At 69.9% G+C, this 24674-nt stretch carries 30 protein-coding genes and 1 pseudogene; 6 read left to right on the forward strand and 25 right to left on the reverse strand.

All coding sequences use genetic code 11. The annotated features are described in order from the left end of the window. Positions 1 to 570 precede the first annotated feature (570 nt). Both ACWC5C_RS38580 and ACWC5C_RS38585 read left to right on the forward strand, forming a co-directional pair. A complete protein-coding gene (locus ACWC5C_RS38580; RefSeq protein WP_450883430.1) occupies positions 571 to 3090 on the forward strand; it encodes a Helicase associated domain protein in 2520 nt (839 codons plus the stop codon). A gap of 511 nt (positions 3091 to 3601) precedes the next feature. Further along, on the forward strand, positions 3602 to 3853 hold the full coding sequence (locus ACWC5C_RS38585; RefSeq protein WP_450883432.1) for a hypothetical protein: 252 nt from the start codon (positions 3602 to 3604) through the stop codon (positions 3851 to 3853). 55 nt (positions 3854 to 3908) lie between these two features. Here ACWC5C_RS38585 and ACWC5C_RS38590 read toward each other — a convergent pair whose 3' ends face one another. Further along, positions 3909 to 4094 carry a hypothetical protein gene (locus ACWC5C_RS38590; protein WP_450883434.1) on the reverse strand — a complete coding sequence of 62 codons (186 nt, stop codon included), beginning with the start codon at positions 4092 to 4094 and terminating at the stop codon, positions 3909 to 3911. Between the two features lie 635 nt (positions 4095 to 4729). On the opposite strand from ACWC5C_RS38590, the gene ACWC5C_RS38595 reads away from it, so the two are divergent. Next, the gene (locus ACWC5C_RS38595) at positions 4730 to 5434 is read left to right on the forward strand and encodes a hypothetical protein (protein WP_450883436.1); all 705 of its coding nucleotides are present in this window, start codon (positions 4730 to 4732) and stop codon (positions 5432 to 5434) included. A gap of 282 nt (positions 5435 to 5716) precedes the next feature. On the opposite strand, the gene ACWC5C_RS38600 is transcribed toward ACWC5C_RS38595, so the two are convergent. The 4 genes from ACWC5C_RS38600 to mobF all read right to left on the reverse strand — a co-directional run bounded on the left by ACWC5C_RS38600 (position 5717) and on the right by mobF (position 10078). Beyond that, positions 5717 to 6232 (reverse strand): hypothetical protein, encoded by a 516-nt coding sequence (locus tag ACWC5C_RS38600; RefSeq protein ID WP_450883438.1) that lies wholly within the window; start codon positions 6230 to 6232, stop codon positions 5717 to 5719. A gap of 2 nt (positions 6233 to 6234) precedes the next feature. Next, positions 6235 to 6879 carry a hypothetical protein gene (locus ACWC5C_RS38605; protein WP_450883440.1) on the reverse strand — a complete coding sequence of 215 codons (645 nt, stop codon included), beginning with the start codon at positions 6877 to 6879 and terminating at the stop codon, positions 6235 to 6237. After that, positions 6876 to 7805, reverse strand: a complete 930-nt coding sequence (locus ACWC5C_RS38610) for a hypothetical protein (protein ID WP_450883442.1) — start codon at positions 7803 to 7805, stop codon at positions 6876 to 6878. The genes ACWC5C_RS38605 and ACWC5C_RS38610 overlap by 4 nt, the downstream gene beginning before the upstream one ends. A gap of 338 nt (positions 7806 to 8143) precedes the next feature. After that, positions 8144 to 10078, reverse strand: coding sequence for a MobF family relaxase (gene mobF / locus ACWC5C_RS38615; protein WP_450883444.1), 1935 nt, complete (start codon positions 10076 to 10078; stop codon positions 8144 to 8146). A 316-nt stretch (positions 10079 to 10394) separates the two neighbouring features. On the opposite strand from mobF, the gene ACWC5C_RS38620 reads away from it, so the two are divergent. Together ACWC5C_RS38620 and ACWC5C_RS38625 are read left to right on the forward strand one after the other, a co-directional pair. Continuing rightward, complete coding sequence (locus ACWC5C_RS38620) at positions 10395 to 10691, forward strand: hypothetical protein (RefSeq protein ID WP_450883446.1); 297 nt, start codon at positions 10395 to 10397, stop codon at positions 10689 to 10691. Between the two features lie 157 nt (positions 10692 to 10848). After that, the gene (locus ACWC5C_RS38625; RefSeq protein ID WP_450883448.1) at positions 10849 to 11259 is read left to right on the forward strand and encodes a hypothetical protein; all 411 of its coding nucleotides are present in this window, start codon (positions 10849 to 10851) and stop codon (positions 11257 to 11259) included. Positions 11260 to 11325: 66 nt separating this feature from the next. On the opposite strand, the gene ACWC5C_RS38630 is transcribed toward ACWC5C_RS38625, so the two are convergent. The 3 genes from ACWC5C_RS38630 to ACWC5C_RS38640 form a co-directional block, all read right to left on the reverse strand. After that, on the reverse strand, positions 11326 to 11514 hold the full coding sequence (locus tag ACWC5C_RS38630) for a hypothetical protein (protein WP_450883450.1): 189 nt from the start codon (positions 11512 to 11514) through the stop codon (positions 11326 to 11328). A gap of 109 nt (positions 11515 to 11623) precedes the next feature. Beyond that, entirely contained in the window at positions 11624 to 12310 is a 687-nt protein-coding gene (locus tag ACWC5C_RS38635) for a hypothetical protein (RefSeq protein WP_450883452.1), read from the reverse strand. Between the two features lie 3 nt (positions 12311 to 12313). Then, positions 12314 to 12853: an RNA polymerase sigma factor gene (locus ACWC5C_RS38640; RefSeq protein WP_450883454.1), complete on the reverse strand. Its 540-nt coding sequence runs from the start codon at positions 12851 to 12853 to the stop codon at positions 12314 to 12316. A 539-nt stretch (positions 12854 to 13392) separates the two neighbouring features. On the opposite strand from ACWC5C_RS38640, the gene ACWC5C_RS38645 reads away from it, so the two are divergent. Further along, a complete protein-coding gene (locus ACWC5C_RS38645) occupies positions 13393 to 13644 on the forward strand; it encodes a DUF6233 domain-containing protein (RefSeq protein WP_450883456.1) in 252 nt (83 codons plus the stop codon). Here ACWC5C_RS38645 and ACWC5C_RS38650 read toward each other — a convergent pair. The 17 genes and pseudogenes from ACWC5C_RS38650 to ACWC5C_RS38730 form a co-directional block, all read right to left on the reverse strand. Beyond that, entirely contained in the window at positions 13556 to 13921 is a 366-nt protein-coding gene (locus ACWC5C_RS38650) for a hypothetical protein (protein ID WP_450883595.1), read from the reverse strand. The two genes, ACWC5C_RS38645 and ACWC5C_RS38650, sit on opposite strands and share 89 nt — an antisense overlap. Positions 13922 to 14025: 104 nt before the next feature. Beyond that, entirely contained in the window at positions 14026 to 15132 is a 1107-nt protein-coding gene (locus tag ACWC5C_RS38655) for a ParB/RepB/Spo0J family partition protein (protein WP_450883458.1), read from the reverse strand. Continuing rightward, positions 15129 to 16391, reverse strand: coding sequence for a ParA family protein (locus ACWC5C_RS38660; RefSeq protein WP_450883591.1), 1263 nt, complete (start codon positions 16389 to 16391; stop codon positions 15129 to 15131). The genes ACWC5C_RS38655 and ACWC5C_RS38660 overlap by 4 nt, the downstream gene beginning before the upstream one ends. Positions 16392 to 16663: 272 nt before the next feature. Further along, complete coding sequence (locus ACWC5C_RS38665) at positions 16664 to 16846, reverse strand: hypothetical protein (protein ID WP_450883460.1); 183 nt, start codon at positions 16844 to 16846, stop codon at positions 16664 to 16666. 4 nt (positions 16847 to 16850) lie between these two features. Beyond that, on the reverse strand, positions 16851 to 17087 hold the full coding sequence (locus ACWC5C_RS38670) for a hypothetical protein (RefSeq protein WP_450883462.1): 237 nt from the start codon (positions 17085 to 17087) through the stop codon (positions 16851 to 16853). 148 nt (positions 17088 to 17235) lie between these two features. Beyond that, entirely contained in the window at positions 17236 to 17706 is a 471-nt protein-coding gene (locus ACWC5C_RS38675; protein WP_450883464.1) for a hypothetical protein, read from the reverse strand. Further along, complete coding sequence (locus tag ACWC5C_RS38680) at positions 17706 to 18194, reverse strand: hypothetical protein (protein ID WP_450883466.1); 489 nt, start codon at positions 18192 to 18194, stop codon at positions 17706 to 17708. The genes ACWC5C_RS38675 and ACWC5C_RS38680 overlap by 1 nt, the downstream gene beginning before the upstream one ends. A gap of 3 nt (positions 18195 to 18197) precedes the next feature. Then, a complete protein-coding gene (locus ACWC5C_RS38685) occupies positions 18198 to 19058 on the reverse strand; it encodes an Lsr2 family DNA-binding protein (protein ID WP_450883468.1) in 861 nt (286 codons plus the stop codon). After that, positions 19059 to 19610, reverse strand: coding sequence for a WhiB family transcriptional regulator (locus tag ACWC5C_RS38690; RefSeq protein ID WP_450883470.1), 552 nt, complete (start codon positions 19608 to 19610; stop codon positions 19059 to 19061). Beyond that, on the reverse strand, positions 19607 to 20068 hold the full coding sequence (locus ACWC5C_RS38695) for a hypothetical protein (protein ID WP_450883472.1): 462 nt from the start codon (positions 20066 to 20068) through the stop codon (positions 19607 to 19609). The genes ACWC5C_RS38690 and ACWC5C_RS38695 overlap by 4 nt, the downstream gene beginning before the upstream one ends. After that, entirely contained in the window at positions 20065 to 20742 is a 678-nt protein-coding gene (locus tag ACWC5C_RS38700) for a GGDEF domain-containing protein (protein ID WP_450883474.1), read from the reverse strand. The genes ACWC5C_RS38695 and ACWC5C_RS38700 overlap by 4 nt, the downstream gene beginning before the upstream one ends. Positions 20743 to 20830: 88 nt before the next feature. Then, the gene (locus ACWC5C_RS38705) at positions 20831 to 21133 is read right to left on the reverse strand and encodes a hypothetical protein (protein WP_450883476.1); all 303 of its coding nucleotides are present in this window, start codon (positions 21131 to 21133) and stop codon (positions 20831 to 20833) included. Positions 21134 to 21237: 104 nt separating this feature from the next. Continuing rightward, a pseudogene (locus tag ACWC5C_RS38710) lies at positions 21238 to 21653 on the reverse strand (NUDIX domain-containing protein). 109 nt (positions 21654 to 21762) lie between these two features. Beyond that, on the reverse strand, positions 21763 to 22560 hold the full coding sequence (locus ACWC5C_RS38715) for a hypothetical protein (RefSeq protein ID WP_450883478.1): 798 nt from the start codon (positions 22558 to 22560) through the stop codon (positions 21763 to 21765). Between the two features lie 47 nt (positions 22561 to 22607). Further along, on the reverse strand, positions 22608 to 23180 hold the full coding sequence (locus ACWC5C_RS38720) for a hypothetical protein (protein WP_450883480.1): 573 nt from the start codon (positions 23178 to 23180) through the stop codon (positions 22608 to 22610). A 77-nt stretch (positions 23181 to 23257) separates the two neighbouring features. Further along, on the reverse strand, positions 23258 to 23887 hold the full coding sequence (locus ACWC5C_RS38725; protein ID WP_450883482.1) for a hypothetical protein: 630 nt from the start codon (positions 23885 to 23887) through the stop codon (positions 23258 to 23260). 86 nt (positions 23888 to 23973) lie between these two features. Then, positions 23974 to 24672 (reverse strand): hypothetical protein, encoded by a 699-nt coding sequence (locus ACWC5C_RS38730; RefSeq protein ID WP_450883484.1) that lies wholly within the window; start codon positions 24670 to 24672, stop codon positions 23974 to 23976. Positions 24673 to 24674: the final 2 nt, after the last annotated feature.

Consider the following 24674-nt stretch of genomic DNA (forward strand, 5'->3'; position numbering starts at 1 on the left):
ATTTGCTCATTTCGTTCCCGGCCCGGCGCCCCGCGGGGGGCGCGCACCGCCAACCCCAGTGCGAGCGCCTCGCGTTGCGAGGCGCGGCCGGGCTCCGCCCGACCCGGCGGCCTCCGCTGCGCTCCAGCCACCTGACAAAACGCCAGCAACAAGCAAGGGGCGAGTGGGGGCATGGAGCGGGACACGGGCCTGACGCTGGAAGGGGAGCAAGGGCAGGGAGGGGTGACAGGTAGTCGGGAGAGCGGAAGGCCGAACCACGGAACGCGGGGCCGAGGTGACCGGCCGTCAGGGTGCTTTCGGGGGTGGCCATAGGGCAACAGTAACAGAATTCAGCCACATTCGAGGGATTTTCAGGGTTCTGAATGCTTCACTTTGAAGTAGTAGATAGACTCTGGACTCAGCTAGCAGCACCACTAAGGGAGCTGGACCGGTTTCCGATCATGCTTCCGCGCTACTGGTCCGAGGCCGTGACCCGGTTCCGGTGAGGTTCACCGTAGCCGACTACACGACATCTACGTGCAGGTTTCCCGTTTCCTGCCCAGGTAAGAGCCCAGGAGAAGGCAGACGGATATGTCGACCACAAGCCGAACCGATCAGCGTGAGGCGGCCCAACAGGAAGCCGTTGACGCGGTTGTCCGCGCTCTCGAATTGCCTGCAAGATCGCTTGCGCCCGAGAGGGGGCTCCGGACTCAGGTGATCATGGCGACCGGGTCCGGCAAGACCCGGGTCGCGGCCCGCAGCGCTGAGAAGCTCCGTGCGGGCCGGGTGCTGGTGCTCGTGCCCTCGCTGGACCTGCTCACCCAGACCGAGGCCGCGTGGCGCGAGGGAGGCCGTACGGGGCCGATGGTCGGGGTCTCGTCTCTGCGGGGCGAGGACGTGTCCTTCCCCAACACTACGGACGTGGAAGAGCTGGTCGACTGGGTGCGACCGTTCGACAAGGTCACCGTGTTCGCCACGTACGCCTCCCTCGGGCTCGGCACGCTGGAGCGCACCCACAAGGCCGGCCTTCCGGGCTGGGACCTGATCGTGGTCGATGAGGCGCACCGGACGTCGGGTCGGCTGGGCAAGCCCTGGGCGGTCGTCCACGACAACACCCGCATCCCGTCCCTGCGCCGCCTCTACATGACCGCCACGCCCCGTCTGTGGCAGCTGGATGAGGATGCCGAGGGCGCGCCGGGCGAGCTGGTGGCGAGCATGGAAGACGACCCGGACGGGCCGTTCGGCAGCAGGGCGTTCGCCCTGACCCTCTCGGAGGCGATCGACCGGGGAATCTGTGCCCCCTACCAGGTGGTGTGCGTGGACATCACCGACACCCAGCTCCAGGCCGCGCAGCTCCTGGGCGCAGAGGGGCGCTCGGACGAGGTGCGCGGGGCCCGGCTCGCAGCTCTCCAGACCGCGCTGCTCAAGGCGTCCTCGGAGGAGAACTTCCGGCGCACGCTGGTCTTCCACCATGTGGTGAAGGAGGCCGAGGCGTTCGCGGCCGGCCTTCCCGACGTGGCCGCGCAGCTGCACGCCGCCGACCCCGAGCTGTACCCGCGCACGATCTGGGCAGACTGGCTGTGCGGCGAGCACAAGCCGAACCACCGCAGGCGCCTGCTGGGCGAGTTCGACCGGGGCGTCGCCACGGACGGCACGGTCGTGGAGAAGTGCTTCCTGTGCTCGGTGAAGGTGCTGGGCGAGGGGGTCGACACCAGGAACTGCGACTCCGTGTACTGGGCTGACGTCCGCGGCTCGATGCCCGACCTCGTCCAGGCGGTCGGCCGCGCGCTGCGGATGCAGCCCGGCGAGGGCAAGGTCGCCAGCCTGGTCGTGCCGGTGCTGCTCGGGCCGGGCGAGACGGCGGACAACATGCTGACCAGCCGAGCGTTCGGCGGGCTAGCCAAGCTGCTGGAGGCGCTCAGGGCGCACGACGCCCGGGTGGTGGAGCAGTTGGCGCAGCAGCAGGCACCCAGCGCCTACAAGCCCGCCTCGAAGGCCGCGCAGGGCCAGGAGAGCCGGGGCGAGGGGAACGGGTCCGGCGAGTCGTCGACATCCGCGCGGAAGCTGCTGAAGTTCTCCGTGCCGCGCGACCCGGCGCAGCTGGCCGCGTTCATCAACCTGCGGGTCCTCAACCCCGAGCACGAGCACTGGCGGCGCGGCATCGAGGCCGCCGTCATCTACGCCCGCGTCCACGGCGACCTCAAGGTGCCCTTCACCTACCGGGTACCCGGCGGCGAGGACCAGGCGGTGGAGGCCGAAGGGTGGCCGGCCTCTCTGGCCGCGTTCCCCCTCGGGCAGTGGATCGCCGACAACCGGCGCTTCTACGCCCGCGGCGACATGGACGAGGACCGCGTCGAGCAGCTGGAGAAGCTGGGCATGGTCTGGTCACACTTCGACGTCGCGTGGGAGGAGGGCCTGTCCGCCGCGCGCGGATGGGCCGAGGTGAACGGGCACCTGCTCGCGCCGCTGGACGCCACCCACCAGGGCTACAAGGTGGGCATCTGGTTGAAGAACGCGCGGGCCGCCGCCCGCAAGGCGGCCCAGATCGAGCAGCGGCGTGCCGAGGGCCTGCCGGTGGAGTCGTCGGCCGGGGCGCTGTCGGACGAGCGGCGCGAGCAGCTGGAGGACATCGACCCGTCGTGGTGCCCGGCCTGGCCGGTGGAATGGCAGCGCGCCTTCCACCTCGTCCGGCTCCACCTGGAGACCGGCCGCCCGCTGCCCACCGAGTCCGGCGACGTCGTGCACCAGGGCGAGGACCTTGGCCGGTGGGTGCGCTCCGTCCGGTTCGGCTGGGACAACCTGACGACCGTGCAGCAGTGGATGTGCGAGCAGGTCCTCGGGATCGAGCCCGCGGGCGAGGACGAGAAGCCGCAGCCGCGCCGTACGCAGGCCGACAAGTGGGTCGCCAACCTCGCGGCAGCCCGGCAGTTCTTCGAGCGTGAGGGACATCTGAAGGTGCCTCGGAAGCATGTCGAGACCGTGCTCTCCGAGGACGGCTGGGAGCTTCAGTTCCGCCTGGGGGCATGGGTCAGCAACCAGCGGAGCAGGGCCGCCATGCTGCCCCCGGAGCGGGTGGAGCAGCTCTCCGCCATCGGCATGCGTTGGGCGTAGACGTCGCCCGTCACATCTTCCGCTCCCATACCCATAACAACATCGTCGGTACGAAAGCCCGGGCCAGGAGCGCGGGTCTTTTCGGCAGGCAATCGACTCGCTATCCCTATGGAGAAGAGGTGTGAGGCCCGGACCAGGCGTCCGGGCCTCTGGCATGCCCCGCAACTTTTTCTCCGGCCGCTGCTGTCCGTGCGTCGGCTTCCGGCCTTACGGGGTGAAGACGCCGATCCCAAGAGGCCGCGACGCAAGCGCCTGAGACCTGCGGCTGTCCCGCTCTCTCAACCGACTCACCCCGGAGGCAGTACCGATGACCACCCGCCAGACACCCAGGGCAACGAACGCGCCGATCGCCGCTACGCTGAACACGCCACCCTGGGCCAGGGCCGAGCCCTTACAGGGATGCTCTCAGGCAGAGAGCTGCAGGACCGCCGACCGCGAGGCGCCCCCCACGCGGACGACACCGCCAGTGGTGTCCGCCGTTTCTGTTCCTCCGCGTCGTAGGAGACTCTCGATGGCTCGGGACCCGCGCTCCCCCATACCCGCCCGCCCGGAACCGCCCAGCCCGCCCAACACCGGGCTGCCGTCCGAGACGCCGCCGCTCCTGTCGCTGCACGCCACCGTGGTGCTGCTCGTGGCAGCGTTCTTCGGCGTGATCATGGGCGGGCTCATGTTCCTCTCCGAGAAGTCCGTGCCCAAGGCCGTCGCCACAGGCTTGGGCACCTCCGGATTCATCGTTCCCGTGCTCCACAAGCTGATCGGCTGAACGGGCGGCGGGGCCGGGCAGGACGGTCCTGTCCGGCCCCGCCGCCTCTCGGACGTCAGGCGTCGCCGTCGTCCAGGTCATGCCGGCGCTTGGTCGTCAGCCCATCGCGGACGACGTCCTCAAGGGAGAGCTCGCCCAAGCCGCGTTGCGGAGCAGTGAGCTTGTCCACCGGCACATACTCCGGCCAGCTGCCGACATCGCCCGCGTACAGCACGAGCGCGAGGGTGGGCAAGGCGTGCACGAAGGGACGTCTGCTGAGGCGGTCCGTCGGCCACGCCGGTTCGCGCAAGGTGGCTGACCGACGTACGGACTGCATCCACCGCGGCACTCGGTTGTCCCCGAGCCTTCCCGGCTCCTCCGCCCGATCCGGCCGCTTCACCTCGGATTCCTTCGGCTATCGCGTGGGGAAGAGGTGTCGCCACCGCGGACCAGGTTGCCCACGGGGTCTGACCTGCAGAAACGATCGGTGTCCGATTTGGGAGACTCACACCTCCGGTCGTACCTTCGGTCCCCCACTGGGTGCAACCGCCCAGCCAACGGTTCAGCCAACCTTCGGTACACCCCCCTGCCAGGGCCGTTGAGCTCCAACGGGACGGGGCTCGTCGCCGTTGCGGTCCGGCCCGCCGCCGTCGGCCAGGCAGCCGACCAGCGGCCGCCGCAGCCCGCTCCCACGCCTCGTCGGCGCCCAGATCGCTGCGCATAGCCAAACGGGCGCCGGACGGCCGCGCGGGTGAATTTCTCCCTCACGTACGCGGGCGCGAATCTAACCGAATAAGTCCAACTTGCCTTGGTTCATGCGTGCTTGACAGATTTTCAGGTGTTCTGTCACGGTCGTGTTCGCCCGCTCCGGGCTGACCACGAGAGAGGAAGATCCCCATGGCACGACGCACCGAGTACGACGAAAGCCAGGCCGCCGGACGTCTCCGAGTGGCGATCACGGCCTTCCGGTGGGCGCGGCACACCGGCCTCGTCCCGGTCCCGGACGCCTCCTCCTACCAGTGGTCGCGGGCTGCCGTGGAGGCGATGGACCCGGACGAGATCCGGTCCGCATTCCCTCGCGAGCCGATCGCGGGCAGTGCGGCCGCGGACCGGATCGCCGAAGCGCTCGGCTCGCCGAACCCGGCCGTGTACGGCGAGCGGGCGAACGTGACCGCGTTCGTGGTCCGCCGGCTCATCGCGCACGGCTTGCTGACCGAGCTCAGCGGCAACCCGGACGGCTCGCTCCTCAACCCCGACCAGATCGACGCCGTGTGCCAGCACGAAGACCTGGCCGAGCTGGTCGCCGCCGCCATCCCGCTCGGCCCCGATCAGGCCGCCGAACGCCTCGGGGTGAGGCGAGTCGACTTCGACTGGATGCGGCGCCTGGGCTGGATCGAGCCCACCGAGTGGCGCGAGGTCCGGTTCGGCACATCGCGGGCCGGGGCGGTCGACGTACCGATGTTCACCACGGCGTCGGTCGACGCGGTGGTCGCCGCGCATCCCGAGGTCGACTGGGAGCAGCTGCGCAACGTCGGGAAAGGCCGGCGCTCCCCGCTTGCCGCCTTGGTGAAGGCGAAGGAGAGGGAGGCTGCTGCGGCTTGAGCACTGGCAGCCGGATGTACGGGGCGCGGGAAGGATCTCCTTGTCCGCGTCCCGCTGTCGTGCGGCGGTCAACCCTCACCGGGACTTGCCCGGGGTCAGAGCCACGACGCTGTCCCGGTGCGCATGGAACAGCTCTCCGCCACCGGCATGCGGCAGACGTAGCGGAGTACGGACGAACGGCGGGGCCGAGCATGACGATCCGGTCCGGCCCCGCCCGGTTTCACCCGTCCCCGCCCTGACGGGTTGTGCCCCAGTGTTGGAGTCGCTCAGCGTCGTTGTGTCTCACGCTCCGACGGAAGCTTCGTCAGGCAGCGACGCCAGCGGACGAGGAGAGATTCCGCACGTCATCCACAGCCGCAGGGCGTGGTGGGAGAGGAGATGTCCCGTGCCCATACCGTCCTCTCCGAAGCTGAGGACCTTGAGGACCGCGCGTTGCCGGGTGCCTGAAAGGTGTCCCAGGTCGAGGTAGATGGTGCGGCGGCAGGCGCGCAGATTACGCCGGTGGTTCCGCCAGCGGAAGGTGACCAAGCCCGCGTGGACACCGGTCAGGGTGAGCTGGCCGGAGAGGTACGCCGAGCGAGCGTCCCAGAGCCAGACCATGTGGCCGTGGTCCAGTTCGCGGCCACCGATCTTGGTCGGTGACATGCTTGCGTGCTGGACCTCCACCACGCATCCCTCGATGGTGACGATGTCCGCGATGTGCGCGCCGCGGCGCTGCTCCCGTTGGTTGGTGGGGACCATGTTCTTCCAGTAGTCGTGCCAGGCCGCGGAGGAGAGCAGCATGGAAGGCGTGGCCATGGTCACAGCATCACCTCGAGGTTCTCGTCGGCTTCTACCGCGTACGGGTCGAGGCCGAGCTTGGTCAGTTCGTCTTTCCCGGTTTCCGGTGCGGCTTTGGTGCGATTCTTCGCCGCGGTGAGATCGGCAAGCTCGTCTTGCAGGAGCTTCTTCTCGGCCCGAAGCATCTTGCGGACTTCACGGCTGTCGTGCTCCTGTTCCAGCAACCGCCGGTGCTCGGCGTTGATGCGCGCCAGCCGCTCCTTGACGTCCCTGATCTTGGCGTCGATGACATCGATCGGGAACAAGGCTCGCTGTGTGGGCAGCGGCGGGCCACTGCAGGAGATGATGTCGCTGCTCCCGGTCCCCTCGGAGATCGTTGCCGTCGTGGCGATCGCGGTGTCCACGGCGTCGGCGAGCGTGGCCTCGCCGAGCTTGATGCAGCGCTCGGCCATCTCCTTTTCCAGGGCTGCGAGCCCTGGAGCGGTCAGGGCCCGCAGGTACTCCAGGGCGTTGAGCTCGCCATTGCCGGCGCCTTCGATCAGGGAGTCGAAGATGGCCCGGCGGCGCTGGTACTCGCCCGGGTGCTGCGCGAGCAGCTGAAGGTAAGTGTCCATGACCCACTGGCGGGTCGAGGCCGACAGGGCCGACATGCGGGAGGCGCTCACCGGGCGGTCTCCTTCTTTCCGTTCTCGATGGCAGCGAGCCAGTCTGCAAGGGTTCGGAAGATCTCGGTGAGTTCGTCGAGTGTCTCGTGGTCGGCGATGTTGAGGACCTGCTCTGGGTGCATCCGCACCACCTCGCGCACGGTGTTGACGCGACGGCGGAGGCGGTGCAGGAGCTGCTCGTCGCCGCTGTCCGCGCTCTGCTGGGAGGGCAGTGCCGTCTTGCGGGTGGCCCGCTCGACGTGGGCCAGGCCTTCGCGGATGTTCACCTCGGCCATGGGGTCAGTGAGCAGGGTCTCGCGCAGGAAGTCAGGACGGGTCACGCAGGCGAGGACCGCGGCCCGGACATCCTCGCGATCCATCTGCTGCAAGACCTGCTCCGGGGTCAGGTTCAGTACGGGCTGTACCGTCGGCTGGCTGCCGAGCGCCTGGCGGTATCGAGGCACGGTGACCCGTTCCCCACTGCCGGCGGCTTCGTCCAGCAGCTGGAACAGCGTCTGCCACCGCCCGGCGGCGGACGCGCTCCCATCGTCCACCGCTGCCTCACGGATCACCGAGTAGGGGACCAACACACCGGCTTGGGCAAGACGATCCCTGATCTCGCCCGTGCAAGCGGCGGCGACCCTGCGGTACTCCCGGGCTGTATCCAGGCTGATGCCGAGGACTGCGGCGAACCCCTTCAAGACCTCGTAGGTACCGGAGTTCACCCCGTTTCCCGCGGGGGGAGCGACCTCCAGGAGGAGGTCGCCGAGCGCCAGCCGGGTCGTCTGCCGCTCACCGGTGAGCAAATCGTCGCGGGCCACCAGCTGCCGACCCCGTTGCTCCTGCTCAGGATTGAAGCCGTTCTCACGCCGAGCCCGAGGCTCGACCCATTCGTCTTCCATGGCTCGGAAGGTATTGATGGCTACCGACAATTCAGGGCACTTCATCACTCGGATAGTCCAAGCTGTCGCTCAAGCGGCGGCATTTCCGTGCCGCGATTCACGCATACGGCCGAATGATCGCTCCGATTCAGCGCTGCGTACTGCGGCACGCCCACCGGCGAGAGCACCGAAGTCCCGCCCCAGACACCCCCACGATGACCGCGACCACCGCCCCAGCGGTCAGCCCAACGGCCGGCGGTACGCGCCTGGCCGCCTTCCCGCCACCCCCGCAGGCTTCCGGCCGGGCTTACTCGTTCAGCGCGAGAGCCTGCGCATCGCCGAGCGGCTGGCCAGCGAGACGGCAGAGCAACTCCCGGCACTCCGCCCTACCGCGGCGGCACCGCTCAGCGCGGTGCACCGTGACCTCGTCCGGGCTCGCGCGGAAGCTGGCGCTGCGCGTGCTGCTCGTCCTGTCGGCGCCCAGCCGAAGCGTCCTGCTCCTGCGGTGGACTGCTGTTGGCGGCCTGGTGCGTGTCCTTCCTCAACGCGGCGAACCGCTGGCCGACGCGCTCAAGGTGGCTGAGTTGTTCGGTGGTCAGCTCCAGCGCCTCCAGGTCGGTGCGCAGGGCCGCGACATCGACCACCGGGCGGGCCCTCGTCGCGGGCCGCTCCTTCTGGGTGAAGAGGGTCAACTGCTCGGGCATCGCGGCCTGCTGGTGCGCGACCGTGTCGTACAGGGGGCGGCCAGCGCGACGCGCGGTGCGCAGCCGGGCGGTGAGCACAGTGATGGCGATGACGGCGCGGTAGTGGCGCAGCGGCACGCGCGGGATGTCCCACTCCCCCGGCTCCATCGGCAAGACGGGTGCGGCCGGGTCGCCGGCCGGTGGCCGGTCTCCGCCGAGCGCGGCGGCTAGTGCCGGTGAAGGTGGTGGGCTGGTGGGTGCCCAGCGGGCAGTGTAGAGGCGGTAGCTGGGCGATTGGCCGCGCGCGGTGCGGGGCTCGGTGATGTCGGTGCAGTGCTCGGCGAGCGCCTCGTTCACGATGCGGTCGTCCAGGCCGGGCTCGCGGCGCCGGCCGCGCAGAACGAGGGCGAGGTGGCGGCGGGCTTCGGCGAGCAGGTGGCGGCGGTGGAAGTAGCCATCCTTGTGCATCACGAACACGGTGGCGGTCACGGCGACGGCCGCCAGGCCAACGTCGACCATGGCGGCGACGCGGGCCCGGATCGCGGCAGCCGCGGCGCGGGCGCGCTCGAGGAGGGAGTCGATGACGTCGGCGCCGGCGGCGAGGAACGCGCGCGCACTCGTCTTCCAGTCCTCGCGCAGCTGCACGAGGGAGCGGGCCCGCGGCTTGGCCGGGCGGGTCTTGCGGGCGGCGATCCGGTTCAGCTTCGCCCGGGCCCGCTCGGAGACCTGGGGCGCGAACTTCAACTTCCCGTCGTCGTCGGTGGCGGTGACGTACTCGTGCTCCAGGTCCTTCAGACAGGCGGCGATCTGCTCGCTCCGGCGAGCGGTCCAGCCGATCAACTCGTGCGGAACACCAGCCACCTCCATCACCGGGCGGCGCCCGGCGGTGACGATGCGCGGCTCGGAAGCCAGCCCCAGCGCCTCACACGCCTCAGCCATCACGACTTCGTTGTAGAGCGCCGACGCGGCGACGGCCGACTCGTACAGGGCCTCGGTGTGAACCGACCCCCAGGCACCGCCCTCGTTCGGGTGTTCCTCGTCCGGGCGTTGGGCTTTGACCGACAACAGGAGGTGATCGTGCAGCAGCGGCATCCCGGAGCGGGCCTCGTAGTGGCGGAAGCGCGCGGCAACCAGGCCGTGCGCGGGACGGGTGCGTTCCACCCCGTCGGCGCCGTAGCGGATGACGGCGACCTCGTCCTCGATCCAGGCGAGCACCACGGCGATGGCCCGCTCGTGCGCGTCCTCGATCGCCTTCCGTGTCTCCTCATCTCCCAGCGCCCACAGCAGTTGCAGGGTCGGCTGCAGGCGGAAGACCAGATCGACCCCGGTGACCTTCACCTTGCGGCCGAGCGCCCCGGCCCGGCGCGCGGACGCGGGGGTTTTCCCCGCTGCCAGTTGGCCGGCCTCGATCTGGTCGGCGTGCGGGTGCCGGCCTTCGCCGAACAGGCTGCGCAGCTGCTCCTCGGTGGCTTCCTCCCCGAGCGCGAGGCCGAGAGCGGCAAGACCCCGGCCCATCCAACGCCCCACCGGGACCCCGGCCTCCTCCTGCGCCGTACGAAGCGGCCTGTGGGCCGGACGGCGCCCGTCGCCGACGACGACCTGGCGCAGGTAGTACCGGTACATCTGCCCGGCAGTGATCTTCGCGATATCCATCATGCAGACCAGGCCACACCGCCCTGAACTGCAAAAACGGGCGATCAGCTTTACGTCCCGCCAGGCGGGAGCGGCGGCTGAACTCGTCTTCCCGAGTGCCCGTCAGGCGGGAAGCGGCTCCGGCCGGCGAGCCAGTGTCATCGCTCTCCAGCACCACCCTTCACACACCACAGACACCCACCATCACCACCCACAGGCACCCACCAACAACCGTCGAAGAACACCCACCACCACCCGGCACCATCCCTCTCCCACCGACCAACCCTCAGCCCCCGGTTACCGCCGGGGGCTTCGTCGTGCTGCCCCGGAGGAGACCTTCGTGCCCACCTTCGAGACCCTCCCCCGTTTCACCGCCGACCTCCGCCGCCTCACCCCCGCACAGCGTCGACGCTTTCGCCGCGTCGTCCTCGACACGTTCGTCCCCGATCTCCGCACGGGCCGCCCCTTTCGGCCGGGCCTGCGCATCAAGGGCGTGCAGTGCGCGCCTGGGGTCTACGAACTCACCTGGGCGCCGGACGGGCGCGCAACGTGGTCCTACGGCCGGGAGCGGGTCCGCGGCGCCCGCCACATCGTGTGGCACCGCATCGGCACGCATACCATTTTCACCGGCCCGTAGCTGGGGGGTGTGGATCGGAGTTCGCCTCACCGGGCTCGGCACGCCGGTGGCCAGTAGCACTCCGGATCGCTCTCACCGGTTCGCTCCACTACCGCGCTATGGTGCTGCCGTCGCCGCTGTGGCGGCCGCCGCCCGTCCTGACGCTCCGGAGCACCCCATGGCCCCCAACAGCCCGCACGTCGTCGAGGCTGGCCAGTTGTACGTGGCCTGTACGGGGTCGCGGATCGTCCGGGTCCTCGACGACTACACCACCGGTTCCGCGGACGTGCCGGTCGAGGACGCTGAAACGCTGCTGCCGCTTCGTCCCGAGCCCCTGCGCCTGTTCCACGCCAGCCCACGTACCAGCGCGGGCCGGTTCCGCCGTATCGGGTACGCGCTGATCGGCGCGATCCCGCCGTACGACGGGCGGGTGTCCACGATCTACAGCCCGGCCCATGCCGCCCGGCGCCTGCCGGTCTCCAGCCGGTGGTGGCTCGCCTGCGGTACCGACACCGACCGCACCTCCCGGCACCTGCCGCAGGACACCCCGGTCGCCTGCCCCCGCTGCCAGGACGCACTCGCCCCGTAGCTGACGACATGCCGGGGCCCCGGGACGTAATGGCTGTTTCCCGGGGCTCTATTGCCGTTTGGCGGGTCAGTGGTGGTGCTGGAGCCACCACTCGATCCACCAGAAGCCGAAGCCCGCGGCGCCGGTGCCGATGCCATAGCAGGCGCCGCGCAGCAGTTGGGCGGCGATGGCGCGTCGGCGTCGGGCGAACCAGCGTACGAGTCGGTCGATTCGCCGGTTCCTTCCCGATGGTTCGGAGTTGAAGCTATTGTTCACGGAAGGTGCTCCTCTTCTGCGGGGTGCATCGTCGCGAGGGGCCCGTCTCGACCCTGGCCTCGGAACCGGGGGTCGGTGAGCTGGGCTCCTTCGTGTTTCCAGTGGTGTGTCAGTGGCGGCTGGCGAAGGCGTGGAGCCGGTCGGCGAGCTGCTGGTCGGGATGGCCGACGAGACCGCCGTCTTCACACGCGAGGCGATCGACTTCCGCGTCGAGGTCGGCAGTCGGGGCCGCAGCAGCTCCGTCGTGGTGGCGGATGTACCGCTCGAAGGTTTTGAAGAACCTGTCGTCCAAGGCCTCGATGCCCTCGCGGGTCCCCTCCGCGGTGTGCTGGTCCCGCTCGCGCTTGGCCTCCAGCAGCCAGTGGGCCGCTTCGCGATCCTCGCCGCGGCTGAGGTGGTGCAGGTGGAGGCAGTAGGCCGCGCCGCGGACATCCGCGCCGGCGGCCAGCTCCCACCAGAACTGGGCGCTTTCGGGATGGCCGGTCAGGTGGAGCAGGCAGGCGAAGACCTGCGCACCGTGCACATCCAGCGGTGCGATGGTGTAGATGGGGCTCGGGGCGTTCTCGTCCAGTTCGGTGACCAGTTGGTCGACGTGGGCGGCGGCCTTGGGGCTGGTGAGCCACCAGCGGGTGACGGCCTTGAGTCGCTGTCCGGTGTCCGGCAGTCGCTGCGTCTCTGGACCGGGCAGGTGGTAGCCGGCCTCCCGCGCCAGGCGCCGCAGCCCGGCGGCCACGTCGAAGTGGTGTTTGTGGACCGGCGGGGCCGCGTCGGCCAGCAGTTGGTCAATGGCGGTCATGTGCTACTCCCCCTTGTTCTGGTTCCTGGTCTTGCGGGTGGTCCTGCCGGTCTTCTTCATCCGGCCGGGCTTGCCCAGCGCGTGGGCCAGGCGCTCGCGGGCCTTGCGTACGTGGTAGTCGACGGTGCTGGTGGTGACGCCCATGTACCAGGCGACGTCCGCGGAGCTCTTGTCCATCCACGCGCGCATCACGAAGGCGTCGAACTGCCTGGGCGGCAGCTTGGCGACCGCCTTGTAGACCGGGTTGTCGATGGTGGTGAGCCGGGCTTGGGCGTCGATCAGGGCTTGGGATATGACGACGCGTCGCACGATGGCCCAGGTCTGCTGCTGGAGGTTGCCCTCCTTCAGCAGGTCCTCCCAGTGCCGCAGGATCTCGAGGAAGACCCGATGGATCGCTTCCTCGGCGGCCTCGAAGGTCTTCAGGTGAATCAGCGCGTACTGGTGGTACGCCACCTGGTTGGTGATGTAGTGCGCCTCGAACTCCAAGGGGAGGGTATGCGGCGCCCGGACGGACGGGCTCCCATCGTCGAACAGGTCGGTCACGGAGGTGGTCCTCTTCTTCGAAGACTCGTCGGGCGGCGCCCGTTATTCGGACGCCGTAGGCCAAAGGTGGCCTGGACACCAGCTAAGCCGTATTGACGCGTAGAGACGCATGAACGAGCCGACCAAAATCACTACGCGAAACACTACGAATGCGGAAGGTGATATTCATACCCTTGAGTAACCACCCGTGAACTGAGCGTTTGCATGAAACGGCCCTCTTGGGAAATCACGGGAACGCCCCCTTCCGTGGCGCACGTCACAGTCAAGCGGGGGCGCGCATGGGGCGCACGCGCCCCCTGATACCTCCCGTTCGAGTGAATTCCGGCGGAAGTCACCAGACCTGAGGGGGGGAGCCGGACGCTCAGGTGACCGCGCGACTGGCGGCCCGGAGGCGCGGGCGTTTCTCCCGGTGACGCCGGTGCCCGATACCTCAGCATCGCCATCTCGGGCGCTCAGATCCGCCCGTCGAACCCGACTCCCTCATCTTCCGCGTCCCCGCGCGCCTGGTCACGCCGATCGAGGGCACCGACTACTCGGCAGTGCCCACCAAAAGGGAACGTCTTCCTCGGCGAGCACCCCACTCTCCCGCTGCCGTCCCTCAGGGGCGCTGGAGTGTGCAGCATCTGCCCGCGCCCGCCGGGAGCGCCGGCCGCCGCGTCATTCACCACGAATCCTGCTGGGTGCCGACCGACGGCGCGGACCTCACGCACGACCAGGTGCTGCGCGAGCTCGCCCGGCCGGGCAGCGAAGCCTGCACGGCCTGCCCCGCCCGGGACCTCCTGCCCAGCTAACTCCGACGGTGCGGGCGAAGGCGAGGTACGGCCCGCCGCGTTGGGTCCGGTGGATGGTGTCCTCCAGCGCCTTCATCAGATCGACAGCGGGCTCAGGCTCGAACGGCTCGCCCCAAAACAGCCCCTGCAACTTCGCTTCGACAACCTGGTCGAGGGCCGCCCCACACTCGTCATGCAACACGGCGATGTCCACGCCGGCCAGCTGCTCGATCAGCTGGCCGTGATCAAGCTGGTGCGGCGGCGCCTCCTTGCCCCAGATCAAACGCAGCGACGGCACCGGCCCTCGACCAGCCGTCGCTGCGCCTGTCCTCCGAGCCGCCGACCAGTCTTCCGCAACACCGACTTCGGCAGCGGCCGTACAGGCCACGCCAACGGCTGTGCTCAAACGCGGGACTTCACGTCCTTGCGGTTTTGCTCTTCGAGCATGCTGACCAGCTCGAGGCGGTCCGCGAGCGAAGTGCGGTCTCGGATGAGTTCAGCGAGTGCCGACAGGTCCCTCCATGGCACCGTCTGGACAAGGTCTTGCTCATCGCAGTGATCTGCCGATTCCTTCTCTCGCGCGGCGGGCAGTGCGGGCACGGCTGCGGCGGTTGAAGTAGCCGTGGTCTTTGGCCTGGCCTCTGTCGTCCTGGTCGCTCCGCCCGACGACAGCTCTGTGGTCTTCAGGCCTGTGTCCTGCTTTATCACGGCGTGATGATCGTCGGTCTTCTGCTGCGGGCCTTTAGGGGAAGCGTCCTTGGTTGACGCCCTCTTGCGGTCTCGCTTCTGTTCTGCGCGCTGCTTGGATTCTGCAGCTCGGGCGTCCGCGGTGGCCCGTTGTTCTTCTGGAGCGAGCTTGCCGAGGTTCCGTACGTGCTCGACGTGGCGCTGTCCGTTGGCGAGTTCGGCTTGAAGGTCGGGGGAGAGCTTGAGCAGTGACAGCTTGGAGGAGATAGCTGCTTGTGAGAGGCCGAGGCGTTGCGAGGCTTTGGTCTGGCTGCCGTAGAACTTGACCAGTACCTCCAAGGCGTGGGCCTGTTCGAGGTCGGTCATGTCGTCGCGGTGGTAGTTGGCGACGAACGCGGCTTCGAGGAGGGCCTCGTCGGTTGCCACGCGGGTGTCGTCGACCATCACCTTGATGGTGTCCTTGCCTGCGCGGCGGGATGCTTCGAGGCGACGGTGGCCGTCCACGACGACGTACTTGGCGGCTTCGTCCAGGTCGTCGGCGCGGTCGGGGCGTTCTTGTAGGTAGGCGTCGATGCTGGCCACGGTGATGGCGTTGATGATGCCAAGTTCGGTGATGCTCTGCGTGAGGTCGTCGAGATCGCGCAGATGGTCGCGGGGGTTGTCGGGGTTCTGGCTGATCTGCCCGACAGGGAGCTCGGTGGGGTCGGGGACGCCTTCGGTGCGTGCTCCGGTGGCGGCGCTGATCGCGGCCCTTCGGGCGCTGACAGGTCGGGCCTGGCCGAAGGAAGCGCTCGCTCCGAGCTTCGCGGCTTTGGTGCTCATGAAATCTCCCGTGCCAGGGCGCGCATGCCGACGGCCTGGTCGCACTTGGGGGCGTAGGCGAGCAAGGGGCGCTTCATGCGGACTGCTTCTTTCTGTTCCTTGAGATCGCCGATGACGCCGACAACGCGGGGGTCCTTTATGTCCATCCAGGCGTCGAGGGAGGAGGTGGCGATGTAGCCGCGGCGGGCGTCGTAGTGGTTGACGACGATGCCGAGGTAGTCGACATCCAGGGCAAGGTCGGCTCGGAGGTCTTCGATCTGTGTGGTGAGGAGGGTATAGGCGTCGGCTGAGCTGTCTTCGGCCTGGACGACGGTGAGGGCGCCGGAGGAGCCGGGGGGTTCGTTGTCGCGGCGGCGGCCGTAGTAGACGGCGGCGTCCATGCTGAGGCCCAGGCTGGGCGGGCAGTCGACGAGGATGACGTCGAAGTCGGCTTCGACGGGAGCGAGGGCTCGTTCGAGGGCAGCTTCTCGGGCTCGGACGCCGGCGAGTTTGACGTCGAGGAGGAAGGCGTCGTTGCAGCTGGGCAGGAGGTGCAGCCGGTCGCCGAAGCGGTCTTCCTCGATGGGCACGATCAGGTCGCGCAACTTGCCTGCGGGCTCGCCGGCCATGTGCTTGGTGAGGCTGTCGCCGTCCATGGGGAGCGGGGTGTGCCCGAGTTGCTGGGTGAGGTGGCACTGGGGGTCGAAGTCCACGAGCAGGACTCGCAGTCCGAGCCCGGGCCGGTCTTCTGTGGCCAGCGGATCGGGGGCGCCGTCGCCGGGATCGCCTTCGCTCTCCTTGAGTAGGGCGGCGGCGAAGTGCTTGGAGATGCGCACCCGGTACAGGGTGTTCGGGTCCTCGGCCATGGCCTCGCCGGTGCCGGCGGCGACGGCGGTCTTCCCGACGCCACCTTTTTGGTTGCAGACGATGATGCGGCGGGCGGTCTCCGGGCGCTGCACTGTGGGCGCAGGGTGTTTCTGCAACCAGAGCTGAACGGCCTGGGCCAGGGCTTGGATGAGCGAGACTCTGCGGTCCGCTGCGGAGTCCTTGAGGGTTTCCCACTGGCCAAGGGGGAGCCAGGTGGAGAACGAGTCGGCACCAGCGGTGTCAACGGCGGGCGGGGTGGAAGCAAGGCCACACCAGTCGGTGATGCCTTGTTCAACGGCAGTCTGGATCTCGATACCCCGTTGGGCGGCACGAATTTTGAGGTCCTGCTTGAGCCACCCGGGGAGCTTGGAGACGACCTTTTCGCGGTCGCTAGCGGAAGCGGGAGAAACCATGCACGACACCTTACTAACGCTCATGATCGAATCAAGCATCGACGCGTTACCTAGGTAGGTCCATGGTGCGTCTGCTATCACGGCGTGATAATTCGCTCGCTGAGTCCGCGAACATGACGGTCGTACCTCTCCCCCATCGCCGTTCGCTTCTCGCCTGGACTATCACGCCGTGATAGTTCGCCCACCACGCCAGGACCCGCTGTCCGACAGCCCCGCTCACAGCACGAAGGCCAGGGCTTCGGCGCCCAAGCCGTCGAGTTCACGAGAACGTTCTACCGCCCGGGGCCGTCATCGACGTCGCCGGAGGCGGCCAGGGCGGCCGCGATCTTCGGCGGTCTCGTCCGCGTCGACGAGTGATGCCCCGTAGCACGCAAAAAGCGGCCCTCGCCGCCCGGATCGGTGTCCGGGCGGCGAGGGCCGCTGGCGTCGGCGAGCAGTTCCTCCAGTTCCGCCATTGGCTCAGCGCTTTTTGTGGAGGTAGTACTGGGCTAGGGAGATCGCTACGCCGGGGAGCCCCGCTAGTACGGCGGTCACGATCTTGACCGTGGCGATGAGCATGAGCGATACGGCGCATATAGCTGCTGCGACCGCAAGGATGAGAAGCGCCAGTCCGGTGTAGGAGCGGCGCTGGTGAGGTGGTGTCGGCGGCGGGGTGAGGCTGGGTGGGAGCGGGTTGACCGGGTAGTGACGACGCATGATCGATTCCTGCCGAGGATGGCAAGCCAGTAGGGCCCCGCATGGCGTGGGGCCCTGACGGAATGCGGCTTGATGATCAGTGGGCGGGCGCGGGGGCCGACGCGGTCTTGTGCCTGTTGCGGTGCATGGGCTGCTCCGACTCGGCGCGTTAGCTGGTCTCGTCTTCAGGTTCGGGGAAGGGCAGTTGGTGGAGCGTGGTCGTACGAGTGCGGCCCCGGGCGGGGCGTGGCGGGGTGGGCGGCTCGGTGCGGACGAGTTCGGTCTCGGGGAGGAGGCCGAGTTGTCCGGCGGCGGCCGCGCGGGCTGCGAGGGTGAGGGAGCGGGTGACCCGGTGGTGTCCGTGGTCGATCCGTAGATGGCACAGCTGGCAGGCGGCGAGCAGGTTGCTCTCTCGGACGTCTTCGGGGGTGTGGTTGAGGTGGGCGGTGGTGAGGCCGACTTCGGAGCCGGTGTCGGGGTGGTCTTGGCCGTGGACGGCCGGGCAGCGGCCGCCGGGGTGTTCCAGGCCGCACTGCCCGGAGCACTCGCAGCGGCTGCCCGCCCTCACGAACCGGATGCGCGCGCTGATCTCGGGCCAGTCGCGCGGGTAGCGGTGGGCGTTCTCGGGACGGATGGGCACTACTCGCCGCCGGCGTTTTGGTTCTGCTCGAAGGCTTCGAGCAGGGGCCCAAGGTCGCTCGGTTCGGGAGCGGTGCCCACCCAGGTACCGGTCTCGGTCCACACCGGCACCTGGGTGCTGTCGGCGTCGAACCAGCAGATATACGGTCCGTACCGCTCGATGACGGCCGTGGCCGCGGGGGCCGGGTCGGATAGGAGTGGCGCGGACTGGAGAACGGTCAGCGCGGTGACGATCAGCCGCATCGGTTCGTCCGGTGTGCGGGGCAGCTGGAGGTGGCCGGTGACACGTAGCTGGTCGCCGGGGGCCAGGTCGTGAAGCACGGTGGCCGCCATCACCGAGTCGGCGACGCTGCACGGCAGGATCATCTCATCGGCCCGCTCGTCCGTGGGCGAGACGATGAGGCGGATGTGGGCCGTGCTCCCGTGCAGGTCGCCGGGCACGATCTCGTCGTCGAGGAAGCCGTCCTGGACTATTGGGTCGGTTTCCATGGGTCAGCTGGCTTTCGCGGCCGGGCTCTGGTGGGCGGCGTCGTACGCCGCCATCACCGACTTGCGGATCATGCCCGCGTCGGCGACCTGGTGGCCGTTGGCGCGCGCCCAGGTCCGGATCGCGGTGAGTTCCTCCCGGGTGCGTCCGCTGCCGAGGCCGGGCCGGATCGGGGTGGGCGCGGAGGTCGCCGAGGTGCTCGCCGGGCGGGCGACGGAGTTCTTCAGCGCGCGGAGGTCCTCCTGGGCCTTCTCCAGCTTGGCCTTGAGCTTGACGACGCGTTCCTCGGCCTCGCGCTGCGCGTCGTCGGTGGCGCGCCGGGTGGTCAGCTCGGCCAGGTCGCCGCGTACCCTCACCGCCTTGTTGCGGATACCGGCCGTCGGGTGGGCCTCGGCCCACGCGAGCAGCTGCTCCACTGCCCCGTCGACGGCGGCCTCAGCGGCGGCTGTGGTGGTGTCGGTGGCCGTCGTCTGCTCGTCAGCGTCGACCGGCGCCTCGATCTTGTCCTCCTGGGCGCTGACAAGGGCGGTGATCTCGTCCTCGGACAGGCCGGTGGCCTCGGTGATCTCGGCGGTGCTGGCGTCGGCGTAGTACATGGACAGCGCCATCGCTGCGAACGCGGAGGTCTTCGGGGTCTGCTGCTCGGGCATGTCGCGGTCTCCTTCGAAGCTGGGCAGGAGGGGGAAAAGGGCAGTGAGGGTGTCGTCACCGCCGGGCAGGCCGATGACGTCCAAAAGGAGGGCGAGGTCCTCCTTGCTGCCGGCATGGCGGGCGGTGGCCCGAGCCGCGGCGGCCTGCTGCTCGGTGCTGGTGGGGTTGAGGGGCAGGCCCTCGGCTTCGAGGGCCTGCTGCCAGTCGGTGAACATCTACGCGACCGCCTTGGTGGACAGGGCCGCCTTGAGGACCGCGAGGTTCTGCGCCTGTCGGGCCGGGGTCATCGGCTCGCGCCACGGCTCGTACGGGGCGGGGCGGGTGGGGATGAGTTCCAGCTCCAGCCGGGCGAGGGCCTGTTCGCGGACCGTGGGTGGCAGGACGCGCGGGGCCTGCTGCCGCTTCTGGGCCTTGCGGTCCTGTTCGGCGACGACGCCGACCCAGTCAGGTCCGAGCCGCTCGGTGAGCTGCTTGCGCAGCTGCTTACGCTGGCGGGCGGTGGTGGCCGCCCAGACGCCGGTGGGTGTCAGCGGTTCGTTGGCGAGCGACCACTTCAGGCAGTCCTTGACGATCGGGCAGGCGGAACACGCGCCCTTCGCCTGGGCGAGCGCCTTCTCCCCCTCGACCCGGTCGGTGACGTCCTCGATCGCGAAGAGCTGCGGGTCGGTCTGGCAGCGGAGGGGAGCGTCGGTGTGAGGGAAGGGAATGCGGTCGTCGGCGAGCGTGATGGCCGGCGCGTTGGGGACGCCGGTGCGGTTGCCGCTCATGAGGTGCCCTCCGGTGCGTGCAGGTGGGGGAGTTGGAGGCGGATCTGCTCCACGAGGTCCTGGGTGGGCTTCCACGGTCCGAGCGCACCCGCTGTGATGGGGACCGGGAGGGCGAGCTCCTGGACGTCGGCGAGGACCAGGTGCCAGGCGCCGGGCTGCGCCCACCGGGAACACGGTTCGGCGCCGTCGGGGTCCTGGTGGCAGTCGGTGAGGCGGGCGACGCCGATGATCGAGCCGACCTCCAGCGGGCGGCCGCGGATCGCGGTGGCGACCAGGGGGTCCCGCAGCGGGGCCCGCTCGGTCTGCAGTCCGGCGTGCAGGAGCAGCCAGCCGCGCCAGGACCAGGGGCGCGGCCTGTTCTCGATGTCCTTGCCCGCGAGGATGCATGCCGCCCAGGGCTGGCGGATCGTGATGCCCCTGATCCAGCTGCCCGGTTCGGGAAGGGGAGGAGTGCTCATGCCGCACGCCCCAGTGCGTCGGTGCCCGGCCGTCCGGCGCGGCGCCCGTTGATGGACGGCACGGCGGCGTGCTGCGGTCCGGCGAGCACTGCGTGCCCGGAGTGCTTGCCGTCATACATCGCGGCGTCGGCGGCGCGCTGGAGCAGCGACAGGTCATCGATGCCGAGGACGTCGGGGGAAGCGGCGCCGATGGACGCGGCGACGTCGGCCAGCGCCCCGTCGTCGACCTCGACCGGCTGCGCAAGCAGCGTGGCGAGCTGCGCGAGACGCACTTCGCGGCAGGCAGGGCCGATCCGGGTCACGGCGGCGAACTCGTCTCCCCCGAGGCGGCCGACCGATGCGCGGCTGCCCGCCCAGGCAGTGAGCCGCCGCGCGATGGCGGCCAGGACGCGGTCGCCGGCCGCGTGGCCCAAGGTGTCGTTGATCTGTTTGAAGTGGTCGACGTCGACCAGGACCACCAGGGCGTTGTCGCCGTAGCGGCGAAGGACCTGCCGTGCCTTGATCGTGTAGCCGTCGCGGCCGAGCAGCCCGGTCAGCGGATCACGGCGGGCGGCGGCGAGCTGGCGGTGCAGGCTCACGGCGTGCACCGTCCAGCCGGTCAGCGGAACGGCCAGGGTGGTGATGAGCAGAGCGCGTTGCCCTAAGGGGCCCTGCACGCGCACGGTGGAGGCCATACTGGTGACTCCCTCTCGTCTCGTACGGGATGGGTGGCCCGAGGCAGGCGTCGGTTTCCAGACCTGGTGCGTCTGCCTCGGGGCGTATCTACAGCTCGTAGCTGCTCTTGCTGGTCCAGCTGAACGGGTTGGACCAAGGGCCGGCCTTCGCGGCCCGCCAGTCCGGCTCCCAGCCGTCGCGGACCCCGCTCGCTCCCCAGCCGCCGTCCTGGCGACCGGGGTTGGCGAGACCGGCCTTCCGCGCGGCGAGCGCCTGGTCGTAGACCTGGTGGGCGCGGGTCAGGGCCTCGCTGGGCGAGGTGGCCTGGCCGGTGAAGACGTGCAGCCCGTGCAGCGTGCGGGTGGTGTCGCGTATCGGGACGTCTACCTCGTAGAACTGCGGCTGCGGCATGACGCCCATCTCCTTCCTGTCGCTGGTCGTGGCGGAACACCGCGACCGCCCCGGCCGGGAGGGCCGGGGCGGCACGGAGGAACGCCGCGTCCGCGCGGGCGGAGTCAGCTGGTCACGGCGCCCGCGAGGATCTCGGCGTGGTCGAACGCCAGCTGCGGCAGGGAATTCAGAGGCCACCAGCGGGCGGTGGTGGCGTCGTCCCCCGCCGTCGGCGGAAGGGGCGAGGCCAGGGTGGCGGTGTAGGCGACGCTGACGTACCGGCCGCGGGGGTCGCGGCCGGGGGCGTCGTAGGCGCCCGCCTGCCGGAGGTCGGTGGCGGAGACGGTGATGCCGGTCTCCTCCTCCAGCTCGCGGACGGCGGCGGCCAGACTGGTCTCCCCGGCATCGCGTGCCCGCCGGGCAGGGCCCAGCAGCCCGCGTACGGGTCGAAGCCCCGCTCGATCAGCAGGACGTGGCCAGCCGCGAGCAGGACGACGTCGGCGGTGTAGCGGATCGCCTCGTCGGTGGTGCCGGTGATCACGAGGTGTCTCCCGATCTCGAAGAGGGTGGAGAAGTGGCCCGGACCCGTGCCGATGCACGGCCGTCCAGCGGTCCGTGTCGGCCTGCGTGGCCCGGGGCGGTACGGGGCGTCAGGCCGCGGTGGGGGCCGCCGTGTCGAGTCCGGCGCCGAGCAGCAGGCTGCGGATCGACTGCTCGTACTCGCCCGACCGGATCCGGTCGTGCATGAGCTGACCGGCGACCAGGCAGCGGGCCCGCAGCCGGATCAGGGCGACGGCGTGAGGTGCGGCACCTGCGCAGGTCGCGGCCTGTGCGGCAGCGTCCCCGGCGAGCTGGTTGGCCGCCTGGAGGCCGGCCGAACGGCGGGAGTACCGCGCCCGCCAGTACGCCCAGTCGGTCAGTGCGCGGGTGTCGTCCACCCGCTCCTCCCACGCCTTGTACGTGCGGCGGGTGCCCTCCGGGTCGGCGGCCCACTCCTCGGCCCACTGCCGAGCGAGGTCGGGCAGCTGGGCGATGGCGGCCAGGACCTGCGCGCCGCGGTGCCCGAACGCACGCCACGCCTCGGTCTCCGACACGACGCGGATCTGGTGGGACATCAGCCAGTACGGGGCGAAGTCGTCGCCCCAGTTGCCGGTCTCACCCAGCGGCTCGACGACGAACAGCCGCACCGGCCAACCCGACTCGATGCGCTCCAGGATCTCGCCGGGCCGGGTGTACATGTGGAAGTAGCTGAACGGCTTGTCGGTGTACCACTTCTTCCCGGGGCTGGGATGGTCGACGGTCTCGCCGATGTGGTCGGCGAGGTTGACGGTTGAGATGCTTTCGCCCCGGGCGCTGTAGTACCCGGCGAGGTGGGGGCTGGTGGGCGGGACGGTGCCGTCGGGCCGGGTCGCCATGTAGTGGACGACGGGCCGGGCGCTGCGTGTCATGACTTCCTCCGTGTCGGTCAGGATGTGCCGGGTGCGGGGTGGCTGGGTCAGCGGCGGGGGCCCTTGTAGCCGCGCAGTTCGTCCACGCGGGTGGCCCTGTGCGCGAGGTGCTGGGCGAGGGTGGAAAGCCGCTGGGCGTCGGCGGCGACGGGCTGGGACCAGACGAGGCCGCCGGCGAAGTGGGAGGCGTGCGCGGCCAGCTCCTTGGCCTGCTTGGCCAGCTGGTCGAGTTCGTGCTCCAGCGGGTTGGTATGCGCGGCGCGCTCGGGGAGGGGCTGTTCGACCAGCCGCTCCAGGATGACGGCCAAGGCGCCAGCGACCGTGTCCAGGTCCCCGTCGGCGAGCCAGCTGTCGATGGTGTCGTGGCCGGTCAGGTCGGGGGTGTACTTCGCGAAACGCTGCCGGGCGAAGTCGTCGGGGTTATCGGTCGACGCGACGACGAACACGAGCCGGTGGTTGAGCCGGTCCGGGTGGGCGGTGAGCTGCCGGTCGGCCGTCTCGTTGGTGAAGGCGGCGGGCCAGTCCGGCGCGGTGTGCAGCGTCCAGTCGGCGCCGAGGACGTCGGCGATGACGGCCGTGAGGCGTTCAGCCGGAGCCGTCGTGGTGATGGTGCGGGTCAACGGGTCCTCCTGCAGTACGGGCTGACGGGGCACCGCGCCGTCCCGGCCGGGGCGAGCTGGGGCGGCACGGTGCCGGGTCAGTCAGCGCTCTGCGGGATGACGGACTCCTCGCGGGCGGCGGCGGCCTCGGCCTGCCGGTTCTGCCGGATCACCTTGCCGACGATGTGGTGGGTGACCTTCTCGGCTTCGGTCTCCAGCTCGGCCTCGGCCCGGTACAGGCTCCGGGCCTTGCCCTTGGACAGGACGTAGGTGCCCATCTCGTGCCGGGTCAGGGCGATGCGGCGGTCCCAGGCGCCCTTGCGGCACAGCTGGTCGACTTCGACCATCGCGAAGACGAGGGTGGCGCCGAGCTCGCGGGGGCGGCGGCGCAGCCGCTTGGCGTTGAGCAGGATGCGGACCGTGTTCTTGGGGGCGATCACGGTGGCGGAGTACAGGTCGTTCGGCTTGGCGGTGAAGCTGAGGGTCTTCTCCATGTGGACCTCGCGGGGGATGCTCGCGGCCGCGCCCTGGGCCATGGCGGCGAGGCGGGCAATCCGGGTGGGGGAGGTGACCACCAGCTCCACGGCGTTGAGGGGGCGGCGGCCGAAGTGCTCCTTCACCAGCTTCTGGGCGGTGGGAGCGGCGTCGGCGATGTCGGCGGTCAGGCGGCGTGAGACGAACGCGCCGTCGCGGGCGATGGACAGCTGGCTGGGACTGGATATCGGCATGCTCGGTGTCTTCCGGCTCGGTGGGTGTGCTGATTGGCAACCGCACCGCCCCGGCCGGTGAAGGCCGGGGCGGAACGGGCAGCCCGTCAGATCGCGTGCAGGCCGGTGAGGTCCTCGGCCAGGACGTCGTCCTGGCCGCGGTCCTTGGTGGTGTCGGCGGTGGCCGGGGCGGCGGGGAGGCCGGCGGCGCGGGCGGTCAGGTGGTGGCGGATCTGCGCCATGCTGTTGATGGCCACCGGCGTCTCGCTGTCGCCGGTCAGCAGCGTGAAGTGGGGCTCGCGACCGTACCGGTCCACGGTGCTGGCGTAGTGGAGCCAGACGCCGGGGGCGAGGAAGAAGCTGGCTTCTCCGTCCTCGTAGCCGCGCCACCGGTCCTGGCCCCGCAGGAAGTTGTCGCCGTGGTCGATCCGGATGGCGGCGCTGGCGGCGCGGTACGCGGCGTCGTCCTCGGTGGCGGCGGTGACCTGGGCCAGGCCCTCGTCCAGGGTGTTCGGAGCGGCGGGGGCGGTGTGGGTGGTGGTCTGCGGCCGGGTGTGGCGGGCTGTGCTGATCAGGCGGCGCAGCGGCGCGATGAGCAGGTCCGCCATGCCGTTGAAGGCGACGGCGGTGACGACCGCGACGGCGCCGGTGGCCGCCAGGCGCCAGTCGCCGGACCAGGTGTCGGGGTAGTAGGTGTAGCCCGCCCAGGCGCCGATGGCGCCGCCGATCAGGACGGTCGTCATGTCTAGGCCCTCGGTGGCTGCGGCGGCGATGTCGAGGGTGGCGCGGCGTACGGTTCGGTTCATGA

Source organism: Streptomyces sp. NPDC001700 (assembly GCF_053596435.1).